Annotated in this window: 7 protein-coding genes and 3 pseudogenes; 5 read left to right on the top strand and 5 right to left on the bottom strand. The window is 76.5% G+C overall.

Annotation, left to right across the window (positions count from 1 at the left end; translation table 11 throughout):
* The first annotated feature begins 4 nt into the window (after positions 1 to 4).
* Both GA0070614_RS08220 and GA0070614_RS08215 read left to right on the top strand, forming a co-directional pair.
* Positions 5 to 772, top strand: a complete 768-nt coding sequence (locus GA0070614_RS08220; RefSeq protein WP_088975388.1) for a type 1 glutamine amidotransferase — start codon at positions 5 to 7, stop codon at positions 770 to 772.
* Between the two features lies 1 nt (position 773).
* Positions 774 to 3,821, top strand: coding sequence for a bifunctional [glutamine synthetase] adenylyltransferase/[glutamine synthetase]-adenylyl-L-tyrosine phosphorylase (locus GA0070614_RS08215; RefSeq protein ID WP_088975387.1), 3,048 nt, complete (start codon positions 774 to 776; stop codon positions 3,819 to 3,821).
* A 12-nt stretch (positions 3,822 to 3,833) separates the two neighbouring features.
* Here GA0070614_RS08215 and GA0070614_RS31065 read toward each other — a convergent pair whose 3' ends face one another.
* Both GA0070614_RS31065 and GA0070614_RS31060 read right to left on the bottom strand, forming a co-directional pair.
* Positions 3,834 to 4,475, bottom strand: coding sequence for a class I SAM-dependent methyltransferase (locus GA0070614_RS31065; RefSeq protein ID WP_231933669.1), 642 nt, complete (start codon positions 4,473 to 4,475; stop codon positions 3,834 to 3,836).
* A gap of 75 nt (positions 4,476 to 4,550) precedes the next feature.
* Positions 4,551 to 5,519 (bottom strand): annotated as a pseudogene (locus tag GA0070614_RS31060) (NAD(P)/FAD-dependent oxidoreductase); the annotation flags it as partial.
* An 89-nt stretch (positions 5,520 to 5,608) separates the two neighbouring features.
* Here GA0070614_RS31060 and GA0070614_RS08205 point away from each other — a divergent pair.
* Complete coding sequence (locus tag GA0070614_RS08205; RefSeq protein ID WP_088975385.1) at positions 5,609 to 6,220, top strand: helix-turn-helix domain-containing protein; 612 nt, start codon at positions 5,609 to 5,611, stop codon at positions 6,218 to 6,220.
* Between the two features lie 85 nt (positions 6,221 to 6,305).
* Here GA0070614_RS08205 and GA0070614_RS08200 read toward each other — a convergent pair.
* A pseudogene (locus tag GA0070614_RS08200) lies at positions 6,306 to 7,529 on the bottom strand (hypothetical protein); the annotation flags it as partial.
* Positions 7,530 to 7,712: 183 nt separating this feature from the next.
* Positions 7,713 to 8,135, bottom strand: a pseudogene (locus GA0070614_RS31640) (hypothetical protein); the annotation flags it as partial.
* A gap of 44 nt (positions 8,136 to 8,179) precedes the next feature.
* On the opposite strand from GA0070614_RS31640, the gene mptB (GA0070614_RS08195) reads away from it, so the two are divergent.
* Together mptB (GA0070614_RS08195) and mptB (GA0070614_RS08190) are read left to right on the top strand one after the other, a co-directional pair.
* A complete protein-coding gene (mptB, locus tag GA0070614_RS08195) occupies positions 8,180 to 9,580 on the top strand; it encodes a polyprenol phosphomannose-dependent alpha 1,6 mannosyltransferase MptB (protein ID WP_172892573.1) in 1,401 nt (466 codons plus the stop codon).
* A 14-nt stretch (positions 9,581 to 9,594) separates the two neighbouring features.
* Entirely contained in the window at positions 9,595 to 11,241 is a 1,647-nt protein-coding gene (gene mptB, locus GA0070614_RS08190) for a polyprenol phosphomannose-dependent alpha 1,6 mannosyltransferase MptB (RefSeq protein ID WP_088975383.1), read from the top strand.
* Positions 11,242 to 11,482: 241 nt separating this feature from the next.
* Here the strand turns inward: mptB (GA0070614_RS08190) and glnA are convergent, their stop codons facing one another.
* A complete protein-coding gene (gene glnA / locus GA0070614_RS08185) occupies positions 11,483 to 12,907 on the bottom strand; it encodes a type I glutamate--ammonia ligase (protein ID WP_088975382.1) in 1,425 nt (474 codons plus the stop codon).
* Positions 12,908 to 13,078 lie beyond the last annotated feature (171 nt).

Genomic DNA, 13,078 nt, shown 5'->3' with positions numbered 1-13,078 from the left:
ACACGTGGCGACCGCGCTGGTGATCGAGAACGACCCGACCGACGACCTCCGCCGACTGGGGGAGTGGCTCACCGAAGGGGGCCTCGACCTGCGGGTGGTGCGCCCGCACGCGGGCGACGCGCTCCCCGCCGACCTGGAGGGGTACGCGGCGCTGGTGGTGCTCGGCGGCGAGCAGCAGGCGTACCCGCTGGCCGACGGCACCCCGGGGGCACCCTGGTTCCCCGAGGTGGAGGGGCTGCTGCGCAAGGCCGTCCGGCACCGGGTGCCCACCCTCGGCGTCTGCCTCGGCGGGCAACTGCTGGCGACCGCGCACGCCGGTGTCGTCGAGCGCAGCCCGTCCGGCCCGGAGGTCGGGCCCGGCGTGGTGGGCAAGCGGGACGCCGCCGAGACCGACCCGCTCTTCCGGTACGTGCCGCTCATCCCGGACGTCCTGCAGTGGCACGTCGACGAGATCACCGAGCTGCCCCGGGGCGCGACCCTGCTGGCCGCCTCCACCCGGTACCCGCACCAGGCGTTCCGCCTCGGCGACCGGGCCTGGGGCCTGCAGTTCCACATCGAGTGCGACACCGCGATGATCGCCGACTGGGCCCGCGACTCGGCGCTCCTGGCCGAGCTGGGGTACGACCCGGAACTGGTGGTGGCCGCCTGCGCCCGGGTGATGGCCGACGTGGAGGAGGTCTGGCAGCCGTTCGCGATCCGCTTCGCCGCCCTCGCCCTCGGCGAGCTGGACGACGACACCGTCCGCACCGGCCTGCCCCTGCTCGGGCACTGACATGACCCGACCGGCCAGGGGACGCCTCGCCCGGTACGGGTTCGCCGAGGGCGACGGCGGGGCGCGGGCGGCGGACCTGCTCGGCCCGGACGGGCTCGGGCTCTGGCGGACCGAGGAGCAGGAGCCCGCCGACGAGTCGGCCGCCGAGCTGCTGGCGGCGCTCTCCCGGGCCGCCGACCCGGACCTGGCCCTGCGCCAGCTGCACCGGATGGTCGAGGCGGAGCGGCGCGCCACGCCCACCGGTCCTGCGGCCGGCGCGGACGGCACGCCCCCGGCCGGCGGGTCCGCGCTGATCGCGGCGCTCTGCGACGACCCGGGGCTGCGCCGCCGGCTGGTCGCCGTGCTCGGCGCGTCCTCGGCGCTCGGCGACCACCTGGTCGCCAATCCGGAGCAGTGGACCGTGCTGCGCACCGCCCCGGACGGGCTCGCCCCCACCGCCGACGGCACGCTCGACCTGGCCCTCGCCGGGCAGCTCACCGCCGCCACCCAGCCGGTGGCGGTGCTGCGGCAGGCGTACCGGCTGGCGCTGCTGCGGATCGCCGCGGCCGACCTGACCGGCGGGCGCGGCCTGGAGCAGACCATGGCGGCGCTCTCCGCGCTGGCCGACGCCACCCTGGCCGCCGCGTACGAGATCGCGGTCGACGAGCTGCCCGAGGGGACGCCCCGGCCCCGGCTCGCGGTGGTCGCGATGGGCAAGTGCGGCGGCGACGAGCTGAACTACGTCTCCGACGTCGACGTGATCTTCGTGGCCGCCGACGACGCGGACCTGGCCGCCGGCACCACCGTCGCCGCCCGGCTGATCGGCGTCTGCGGGCTGGTCGCCTGGCCGGTCGACGCCGCGCTGCGTCCCGAGGGCAACCGGGGGCCGCTGGTGCGCACCCTCGCCAGCCACCTCGCCTACTACCAGCGCTGGGCCCGCACCTGGGAGTTCCAGGCGCTGCTCAAGGCCCGGCCGGCGGCCGGCGACCTCGACCTGGCCCGGCAGTGGACCGACGCGCTCGCCCCGCTGGTGTGGCGGGCCGCCGAACGCCCCGAGGCGGTCTCCGACGTCCGGGCGATGCGTCGCAAGATCATCGAGAACATCCCGCCGAAGGAGCTGGAACGCGAGATCAAGCGCGGTCCGGGCGGGCTGCGGGACATCGAGTTCGCCGTCCAGCTGCTGCAACTGGTGCACGGCCGCGGCGACGAGTCGCTGCGGGCCCCCGGCACCATCCCCGCGCTGCGCGCCCTGGTCACCGGCGGCTACGTCGGCCGGGCCGACGGCGAGGCGCTGCTGCGCGGGTACCGCTTCCTGCGCGGCGTCGAGCACCGGCTGCAGCTCCAGGCCCTGCGCCGTACCCACACCGTGCCGACCGAGCCGGCCGCCCTGCGCTGGCTCGCCGCCGCGCTCGGCTACACCGCCACCGGAGGCCGCAGCGCCGTCGAGGCGTTCCGCGCCGACTGGGTCGCCCACGCCACCGAGGTACGCCGGCTGCACGCCAAGCTGCTCTACCGGCCGCTGCTGGAGTCGGTGGCCCGGGTGCCCGCCGACGGGCTGCGCCTCACCCCGGAGGCGGCCCGGCACCGGCTGGAGATCCTCGGCTTCGCCGACCCGGCCGGGGCGCTGCGCCACCTCCAGGCCCTCACCGGCGGGGTCAGCCGGACCGCCGCCATCCAGCGCACCCTGCTGCCGGTGCTGCTCAGCGAGTTCGCCGACGCCCCCGAGCCGGACCGTGGCCTGCTCAACTACCGGCAGGTCTCGGACAAGCTCGGCAGCACCCCCTGGTACCTGCGGCTGCTGCGCGACTCCGGGCCGGTGGCCCGCCGGCTGGCCCGGGTGCTCTCCTCCTCCCGGTACGCGGCCGACCTGCTGGCCCGGGAACCGGAGGCGCTGCGCCTGCTGGCCGAGGAGAGCGAACTGGCCCCCCGCCCACGGGAGGTGCTCGGCGAGGGCTTCACGGCCGCCGCCGCCCGGCACGACGACCCGGTCGAGGCCACCCGCGCGGTCCGCGCCCTACGCCGCCGGGAGCTGGTCCGGATCGCCTGCGCCGACGTGCTCAGCCGGGCCGGCGGGCTCGCCCCCCGCCCCGAGCGGGGCTCGTCGGCCGCCCCGCTGGCCGACGTCACCGCCGTGGGCACCGCGCTCTCCGACGTCACCGACGCCACCCTGGCCGCCGCGCTGCGCACCGCGCGGGCGGCCCACCCGGCGCTGCCCGGGCTGCGCCTCGCGGTGATCGGCATGGGCCGCCTCGGCGGGTACGAGTCGAACTACCTCTCCGACGCCGACGTGCTCTTCGTCTACGAGCCGCCCGCCGGGGCGGACGAGAGCGCGGCCAGCGCCGCCGCGCACCACATCGCCGAGGAGCTGCGCCGGCTGCTCGGGATGCCCGCCCCCGACCCGCCGCTCGGCGTCGACGCCGACCTGCGCCCCGAGGGACGGCAGGGCCCGCTGGTCCGCAGCCTCGCCGCGTACGCCCAGTACTACGCCCGCTGGTCGAAGGTGTGGGAGGCGCAGGCGCTGCTGCGGGCCCGCTTCGTCTGCGGCGACGCCGACCTGGGCGCGCGGTTCACCGCGATGGTGGACCCGGTCCGGTACCCGGCCGACGGGCTGACCCGCGAGCAGGTGGTGGAGATCCGCCGGATCAAGGCCCGGGTGGAGAACGAGCGGCTGCCCCGGGGCGCCGACCCGGCCACCCACACCAAGCTGGGGCGTGGTGGCCTGGCCGACGTCGAGTGGGCGGTGCAGCTGCTCCAGCTCCGCCATGCCGGGGCGCACCCGGCGCTGCGCGGCACGCGTACCCTCGACGCGCTCGCGGCGGCCCGCGACGCCGGCCTGGTCGACCCGACCGACGCCGCGGAGATGGCCGCCGGCTGGACCCTGGCCGCGCAGGTCCGCAACGCGCTGATGCTGGTACGCGGCCGGGCCGGCGACCAGCTGCCCCGGCACGGGGTGGAGCTGGCCGGCGTGGTCCGGCTGCTCGGCCACGACGACCCGGGCGAGTTCCTCGACGAGTACCTGCGCACCGGCCGGCGGTCCCGGGCGGCCATGCAGCGGGTCATGGAGAGCTGACCCGCGTCGTCGTCAGCGGCGGCGCACCAGCACGAGGTTGTCGACCAGGTGCCCGGTCTCGCCGTGCGGACCGGTGCCCTCCCGGTGCAGCGTCTCCACCCGCTCGGTGTGCCAGGCGTCCGGATCCAGCGCCAGCGCGGCCAGGGTCTCCTGCGGGGTGGGGAAGCGCGCCTCCGGGTGGTGCGCGCGGGCCCACGGCGGCATCTCGCCGTGCTCGACGATCAGCAGCCGGCCGCCGGGGGCGACCGCCCGGGCCGCCGCCCGCAGCACCTCGTCGCGGGGGAACTCGATCGGTGACTGGAGGAACTGCGCCGAGACCAGGTCGAACCGCCCGTCCGGGAAGCTGCGGGTCAGGTCGTGCCGGCGGAAGTCGATCCGCTCGGCCACCCCGGCGGCGGACGCCTCGGCCGCCGCCCGCTCCAGCGCGGTACGGGAGACGTCGACCGCGGTCACCCGCCAGCCCTGCCGGGCCAGCCAGATCGCGTCGCCGCCCTCGCCGCAGCCGAGGTCCAGCACGGTGCCCGGCGGCAGCGCGCCGGCCACCGTGACCAGGTGCGGATTGGCCCGCCCGCTCCAGTACCGCTCCCGGGCGGCGTACAGCTCGTCCCAGTGCCGGGCGGTCTCCTCGTCGACCGCGTCAGCGTCCGACGCCACCACGGTCACCGCCGGGTGCGCCGCGACCGCGTCCGACTGGGCGGTGCCGGCCGCCCCCGGCGTCCTCACCTCCCGCGCCGCGCGCCGGGCGGCGACCGCCCGGTCGGTGTCCTCGGCGACCAGGTCGGCGTTGACCGCCGCGCCGGCCTTCATGCCGCCGGCCGCGGCCACCACCACGGTGGCCCCCAGGTCGGTCACGTTGCCGGCCACCCACACCCCGGGAACCGACGTGGCCCCGGTCGGGTCGGCCGGCACGTGCGCGCCGACCACCTGGCCGGCCAGCACGAAGTCGTCGGTGCCCAGCCCGAGGCCGGCGAGCAGGTCGGCCCGGGCCCGGAACCGGGGCGCCACCGCCACCGCCTGCCGGGCGACCACCTCGCCGGAGGCCAGTCGGACGCCGCTGAGCCGGTCACCGGTGACCTCCACCGCCGCCACCACGCCCTCGACGACCCGTACGCCCCGGGCGGCGAGCTGCTCCGCCTGCTCCGCCGACAGCGGTGGCGCGGTGTGCGCGAACAGCACCACGTCGTCGGTGAGCTGACGGAACAGCAGCGCCTGGTGGACGGCGGTCGGTCCGGTGGCGAGCACGCCGACGGCCTGGTCCCGGACCTCCCACCCGTGGCAGTACGGGCAGTGCAGGACGTCGCGACCCCACCGCTCGGCGAGCCCCGCCACGTCGGGCAGCTCGTCGACCAGCCCGGTGGTGACCAGCAGCCGCCGGGCCCGGACCCGCCGCCCGTCGGCCAGCTCCACGTCGAACCGAAGCCCGTCCGGGTCGTCCCGCCGACGTGCCGCCAGCACCGTGCCGTCGACCACCTCGACGCCGTACCGGGCGACCTCCGCGCGGGCCGTCGCGTACAGCTCGGCCGGGGGCACACCCTCGTTGGTGAGGAAGTTGTGCACCTGGCCGGCCGGGGCGTTGCGCGGCGCGCCGCCGTCCACCACCAGCACCGAGCGGCGGAAGCGCCCCAACGCCAGGGCCCCGCTGAGCCCGGCCGCGCCGCCACCGACCACCACCACGTCGTACGTCGAGTCGTGCGTCATCGTCCCCGTCTCCTCACCGGCGGGCCCGTCCCGCCGACGTTCCGGATGGTCCGCGCGGACCGGCCGAGATGACAACTATCGTTGCGGGAATGGCAAACGATTCGGCTCCCGGCGACGAGGAGACCCTGACCTCGGTCGGGCCGCGCCTGCGGGCGCTGCGCCAGCAGCGCGGGGTGACCCTGGCCCAGCTCTCGGCGGCCACCGGGATCTCGGTCAGCACGCTGTCCCGGCTGGAGTCCGGTGGCCGCCGGCCGACCCTGGAGCTGCTGCTCGCGTTGGCCCGGTTCCACCGGGTGCCGCTGGACGACCTGGTGGGCGCGCCGGAGACCGGCGACCCGAGGGTGCATCCCCGGCCGGTCCGGCGGGGCGAGGTGACCATCCTGCCGCTGACCCGCCGCCCCGGCGGCGTCCAGGCGTACAAGATGATCTATCCGCCGGGGGCCCGGGCCGGCAATCCCGAGCAGCAGGTGCACGAGGGCCACGAGTGGCTGTACGTGCTCTCCGGCCGGTGCCGGCTGCTGCTCGGCCGGCACGACCTGACCCTGGAGGCGGGGGAGGTCGCCGAGTTCGACACCCGCACGCCGCACTGGTTCGGCAACCCGTTCGACACCCCGCTGGAGATCCTGAGCCTCTTCGGGCCGCAGGGGGAGCGGCTGCACGTCCGGGCCCGGCCGTCCCCGACCCGCCCCGACCCCGCCTGAGCCGCCGCCGGTCGGCACGCCGTCGCACCGGTCGGCACGCGCCCGGTCGGGTCGGCTCGCCGGCCGGTCGGGGGCGGACAGCCCGTCAGCTCCCGAGGGTGTACGTGCCGGCGCGCGGGACGCTGACCGTCGTCCAGTCCCCGTCGGCGGTGACCGTCGCGCCGCCGGAGGCGGTCAGCCAGCGGCTGTGCCGTACCCGTACCGGCACGGTGCCGGGACCGGCGGTCCGGAACGTCACCGAGGCGCCGTCCTGGCGCAGCAGCTCCCCGGGGGCGGCGACCAGGGGCGGCGGGTCGGCCACCGCGTACAGCCGCCACCGGTCGTCCGCCCAGACCTCGGTGAGGTACGGCAGCCCGCCGGCGACCAGTTCCGCCTCGGCCCGGCCCACCCAGGACAGCGGCGCGTCCGGGACGGCGACGTACTGCACGGCGTTCTCGTCCAGCCAGGCCCGGTAGCTGTCGGCGGTCAGCGGCACCCCGGTGCCGGCCGCCCCGGGCACGGTGGTGAAGAAGAGCGGGTTGCGGGCGATGTCGGCCTGCCGCAGCCAGCCCCGGGCCAGCGGCGTCCCGCCGAGGTGGGCCGCCTCCCAGTAGTCCCGGGTCGGCGGCACCTCCACCCGGCCGGTGAGCCCGCGCCGGTCCAGCTCGTCGCGGAGCGGGTCGAAGAAGGCCCGCTCGGTGGTCGGGTCGCCGATGCCCCGCAGGTCGGCCGCGACCACCGGCGGCTGCCACCAGGCGACCGCCACCAGCAGGCCGGTCAGCGTCACCGCCCCGACCACCCGGCTTCGGCGCCCCCGCCCGGCCACCGCTCCCCGCGCAACGCCGCCGTCGGATTCCGTTCGGTCCGGCGTGTTGCCGGCCCTCGCTCCGACCGTGCCACCGCCGAGGTTCGCCGGCAGCCGGTCGGCCAGCCGGCGGGGCGGGCGGGCGGCGGCGGCCAGCAGCGGCAGCGCGAACATCACCACCAGCCGGGTCGCGTTCAGCCCGACCGGGGTGTGCACCAGCGCCGCCACCAGCACCCCGGCCGCCGACAGCACCGCGCCCACCCGCACCGGCCGGTACGCCACCAGCGCCGCGACCAGCAGACTGGTCAGCACCGCCCGGACGGTGTCGGTGCGGCTGATGTTCATCCAGCCACCCTCGCCGAAGAGCAGCCCGGTCACCCCGAGCGGCAGCGCGGCGGCGACGCCGAGCAGCAGACCGTCGGCGTACCGGCGGGTGAGCAGCAGCGCCGCGCCGGCCAGGCCGACGAAGAGGCCGGCCACCGGGCTGGCCGCCGAGGCCGCCAGCGCCCCCGCCACCACCAGGACCGACCGCAGCGCCCACCGGGGCCCGCGCTGGGCGACCGGCGACGCGGAGGACCGGCCGTCCTGGCTCCCCGGACCGGCGGGGTCGCTCAGGCCGCGAGGGCGGTCCGCGCCGTCCGGACCGGCGGGATCGCCCGGACCGGCAGGGTCGTCCGGATCACCCCGGCGGGTCGGCGGGGCGGACGTGGGCAGGGTCAGCGCGAGCAGCGCGGCCAGGCCGAAGGCCACCCCGAGGGCGTACGTCACCCGGCCGGAGACCAGGTTGCCGGCGATGGTGAGCACCCCGACCAGGCTGCCGAGCAGGGGCCGGGGCACCCCGGTGCGCACCAGCAGCGCGGCGAACGCGACGGCCGCCCCGAGCAGGGCGAGCGCGCCGGTCACCCGGACGCCGAGCGTGGCCATCAGCGGCGGCGACACCAGGCTGTAGCCGAGCGGGTGGATCCCGCCGTACCAGCGCAGGTCCACCAGGGCGTCGCCGTGGGCGGCGAAGAAGTCCGCCCGGGCCACCTGCGCGGACAGGTCGGAGCCCATCCGGGGCAGGGCCAGCCACACCCCGGCCAGCACGGCGGCGCAGCCGGCGGAGAGCCCCACCACCCTGCTGCCGCGCATGCCCACCTCCGGTCCGCGACCACCGTACTGGCAGCATGTCCGACGTGCCTCACCACCTCTCGCGCTGGACCGGACTGGCCGGTTCCGTCCTGCTCGCCGTCGCCGCGTACCTCGGCGGCGCGTTGCCCGACGGCGAGCTGCGCCCCACCCCCGTCAGCATCTGGCAGGGCCCGCACGGTCCGCTGATCATCGCGAGCTGGCTGGTCGGGACCGGGTTGATGGCAGGGGCGTGGTGGTCGCTGCGCGAGCGGGTGCCGTCGGCCCGGTGGGCGCTGGTCACCGCCGGGCTCTGGCTGCTCCCGCTGCTGGTCGCGCCGCCGCTGGGCAGCCGGGACGTGTACGCGTACAGCTGCCAGGGCGCGAGCTACGCGGCCGGGATCAACCCGTACGAGCAGGGCGTCTCCGCGCTGCCCTGCCCCTGGCTGGACACCATCTCGTACATCTGGCGGGACACCCCCGCGCCGTACGGGCCGCTGTTCGTGATGATCTCCGGCGCGATCGTCGGCGCCACCGGCTCCCTGTACGCCAGCATGGCGCTGTTCCGGCTGGTCGCGGTGGCGGGCGTCGCGCTCACCGCCGCCTGCCTGCCGGTGCTGGCCCGCCGCTGCGGGGTGCCGGTCGGACGGGCGCTCTGGCTGGCGCTGGCCTCCCCGCTGGTCGGCGTGCACCTGGTCTCCGGCGCGCACAACGACGCGCTGATGGTGGGCCTGCTGATCGCCGGGCTGGCCGTGGTGGCGACCCGCCCCGGGCGCTTCTGGCCGCTGCTGGCCGGGGGAGTGCTGCTCGGCCTGGCCGGCGGGGTGAAGGTCACCGCCCTGGTCGTGGTGCCCTTCGCCGCCCTGGCCGCGATGTCCGGGCCGTACTCGATCAAACGGCTGCTGCGCGACGGCGGCCCGGTGGCCGGCGGCGCGCTGGCCGCGGTGGTCGGCGCGACCCTCGCCGCGGGCCTGGACTTCGGCTGGATCGCCGGGCTGGAGCAGGGCGGCCTGGTGATCGCCTGGACCTCGCCGCCCACCGCGGTCGGGCAGACCGTCGGGTACGTCGCGGCGCTGTTCGGCGCGGACGTCGACGCCCTGCCGGTGACCCGGGCGATCGGCGTGCTGGTCCTCGCCGTGCTGCTGGTCTGGCTGTGGTGGCGGGCCCGCACCCGGGATCCGCTGTGGCACGCCGGGCTGGCGCTCGCCGCGACGGTCGCCCTGGCCCCGCTCTTCCACCCCTGGTACTGGGTGTGGCCGCTGACCGTGCTCGCCGCGACGGCGCACCGCATCGGGTGGTTCGGCCTCGTCGCGCTGGTGTCGTCGTTCCTGGTGCTGGCCGACGGCACCGGCCTGGCCCGGTACACCAAGATGCCGGGCGCGCCGCTGATGACGCTGTTGGTGATCGTGGTGGCCGTGCGGTTGGTACGGTCGGCTCGGGCGGCTCGTCGGCCGGCCCCCGCCGACTGAGGAGAGGTCCGCCGGTGACCGAGCCCGGCTCACCGTCCGACGCCCGCGCCCGGTCCGCCCGGTACACCGGCCTGGCCGGAGCGGTGCTGCTCACCGTGGCGGCGTGGCTCGGCGGCGCGCTGCCGAACCTGCCCTCGGCCGGCCCCGGCGCGGCGCCGTACGGCCCGGCGACGCTGGGCTGCTGGTTGCTCGGCACCGCGCTGATGGTCGGCGCCTGGTGGTCCCTGCGGCACGGCGCGCCGTCGACCCGGTGGGCGTACCGCACCGCCGGGCTGTGGCTGCTGCCGCTGCTCGTCGCGCCCCCACTGGCCAGCCGGGACGTCTACTCGTACGCCTGCCAGGGCTGGGCCTACGCCGCCGGGCGCGACCCGTACACGGTCGGGGTGGCGGCGGCCGGCTGCCCGTGGGTCGACTCGGTCGCGCCGCTCTGGCGGGACACCCCCGCCCCGTACGGGCCGCTCTTCCTGCTGCTGGCGGCGCTGGCCGCCACCCTCGGCGGCGGACTGCTCGGCACGCTGGCGCTGCTGCGGTCGCTGGCCCTGGCCGGGGTGCTGCTGGCCGCGTGCTGCCTGCCGGGGCTGGCCCGGGCCTGCGGCGTGCCGACCCGTCGCGCGGCCTGGCTCGGGCTGGCCAGCCCGCTGGTCGGGGTGCACCTGGTCGCCGGCGCGCACAACGACGCGGTGATGCTGGGGCTGCTCCTGCTCGGCCTGCTGGTGCTGGTCCGGCTGCCCGCCGGGTCGCCCGCACCGCCGGCCGCCGGGGATCCGCCCGGGTCACCGGCCGGGAGATCGGGTGCGTCGCCGGCCGCCGGGAGATTGGGTGCGTCGCCGGCCCCTGGGAGACCGGGCGCGGCGGCTGCGGTCGGGGGGCCGGGTGTGCCGCCGGCCGTCGGGAGGCTGCGCGGGCTGCTCGCCCCGGGGCGGCCGGGTGCGCTGCTGGTCGCCGGGGTGCTGCTCGGCCTGGCGGTGGCGGTGAAGGCGACGGCGGTGGTGGTGCTGCCCTTCGCGGCGCTGGCCGCGGTGCGCGGCCGGCACACCGTCCGGGCGCTCTGGCGCGACGGTGGCCTGCTGGCCGGCGGGGCGGTGGCCGCGCTGGTGGGGGTCCCCGTCCTCTCCGGGCTGGGGTTGGGCTGGATCGGCGGGTTGGCCCGCAGTGGTGACTCGCAGCAGTGGACCTCGCCCCCGACCGCCGTCGGCTTCGTCGTGGACTACCTCGGCGAGCTGGCCGGCCGCGAGCCGGGCGCGGTGCCGGTGACCCGGGCGGTCGGACTGGTGCTCCTGGCGGTGCTGCTGGTGGCGCTCTGGTGGCGGGCCCGGGTGGCGCTGCGCGGGCGCGACGACGCCCGGCCGGACCCCGCCGTACGCCCGCGTACCGCCCTCGTCGCGGCGGGCGTCGCGCTGGCCGCCACGGTGGCCCTGGCCCCCGTGCTGTACCCCTGGTACGCCACCTGGCCGCTGCTGGTGCTGGCGGTCTCGGCGACCCGGACCACCTGGTTCACGCTGCCCTGCGCGGTCGCCGCCTTCCTCACCCTGCCGGACGGCGCCTCGCTGGCCCGTTACTCCAAGGCGCCGGGGGCGATCGCGATGACGGCGCTGCTGCTGGCACTGGCGGTAGTGGCGGTCCGGACGCTGCGCCGCCCGCACGCGCCCGGCCCGGCCTGATCCGACCGGGACCGGCCGCGCACAGGGAGCGGGCACACGGGACCGGGCCGGCGCGCGGGGTCGGGCCGGCGCGCGGGGCCGGGCACGAGGCAGCCGGGGCGGGCACCCTCACACACGGGCCGGCGAGCGGTCCCCGCCGGCGAACGGGGCGCGCACCGGGCCGGGCACGACGCGGCCGGGCCGGCCCCGCGGAGCGGAGCCGGCCCGGCCGGTGCTGGTGGAACGTGCGTCCGACGACTGCTCAGCAGTCGAAGTACATCGCGAACTCGTGCGGGGTCGGGCGCAGGCGCACCGGGTCGACCTCGTTGGCCCGCTTCCAGCTGACCCAGGTGGAGATCAGGTCGGGCGTGAAGACGCCGCCGTCGAGCAGGTAGTCGTGGTCGGCCTCGAGCGCGTCGAGCACCTCCGGCAGCGAGCCCGGCACCTGCTTGACGTCGCCCCACTCCTCCGGCGGCAGGTCGTACAGGTCCTTGTCGATCGGCGCCGGGGGCTCGATCTTGTTCTTGATGCCGTCCAGGCCGGCCATCATCATCGCCGAGAAGGCGAGGTACGGGTTGCTGGACGGGTCCGGCACCCGGAACTCGACCCGCTTGGCCTTCGGGTTGCTGCCGGTGACCGGGATCCGGGTGCACGCGGAGCGGTTGCGCTGCGAGTAGACCAGGTTGACCGGCGCCTCGAAGCCCGGCACCAGGCGGCGGTACGAGTTGACCGTCGGGTTGGTGAAGGCCAGCAGCGACGGGGCGTGGTGCAGCAGACCACCGATGTACCAGCGGGCCATGTCGGACAGGCCGGCGTAGCCGGTCTCGTCGTAGAACAGCGGCTCGCCGTTGAGCCAGAGGCTCTGGTGGGTGTGCATGCCGGAGCCGTTGTCGCCGAAGAGCGGCTTGGGCATGAACGTGGCGGTCTTGCCCTGCGCCCAGGCCTCGTTCTTGATCAGGTACTTGAAGAGCTGGAGCTGGTCGGCGGAGTGCAGCAGGGTGGAGAACTTGTAGTTGATCTCCGACTGCCCGGCGGTGCCGACCTCGTGGTGCGAGCGCTCGACGGTGAAGCCGGCGTCGACCAGGCGGCGGACCATGCCGTCGCGCAGGTCGGCGTAGTGGTCCACCGGCGGCACCGGGAAGTAGCCGCCCTTGTAGGCGGTCTTGTAGCCGCGGTTGCCGCCCTCCTCGACCCGGCCGGTGTTCCAGGCGCCCTCGATCGAGTCGATGTAGTAGAACGACTGGTGCGCCGACGTCTCGTGGCGGATCGAGTCGAAGATGTAGAACTCCGCCTCGGCGCCGAAGTAGGCGGTGTCGGCGATGCCGCTGGCCGCCAGGTACGCCTCGGCCTTCTTCGCCACGTTGCGCGGGTCCCGGGAGTACGCCTCACGGGTGAACGGGTCGTGGATGAAGAAGTTCAGCGCGAGGGTCTTCTGCGCGCGGAACGGGTCGATGAAGGCACTCGCGACGTCCGGGAGCAGGAGCATGTCCGACTCGTGGATCGCCTGGAAGCCACGGATCGACGAGCCGTCGAACGCGAGGCCGTCGGTGAAGACGCTGTCGTCGAAGGACTCCACCGGCAGGTTGAAGTGCTGCATCACGCCGGGCAGGTCACAGAAACGTACGTCGACGAACTTCACGTCCTCGTTCTTGAGGTATCGCAGGAGTTCCTCGGGATTGGCAAACACACGTCCTCCTGGCACGTCCACTCCGGGGCTTGGCACTGGCGACGGTATGGCCGCAGGGTTGCCCGGCCGTGTCTCCTCTGTTTCCGCCGTGTTACGTCGCTCGCGGAGCGTCATCTGGGCCGCTCAGTCGTCCCCGGATCTCCGTTCGGACGATACCGGCTGGGGCGGTGT

It is taken from the genome of Micromonospora coxensis (assembly GCF_900090295.1).
GTDB classification, from domain to species: Bacteria; Actinomycetota; Actinomycetes; order Mycobacteriales; family Micromonosporaceae; genus Micromonospora; species Micromonospora coxensis.
The sequence above is the reverse complement of the archived record's forward strand: the minus strand, read 5'-3'. Positions and strand labels throughout refer to the sequence as shown.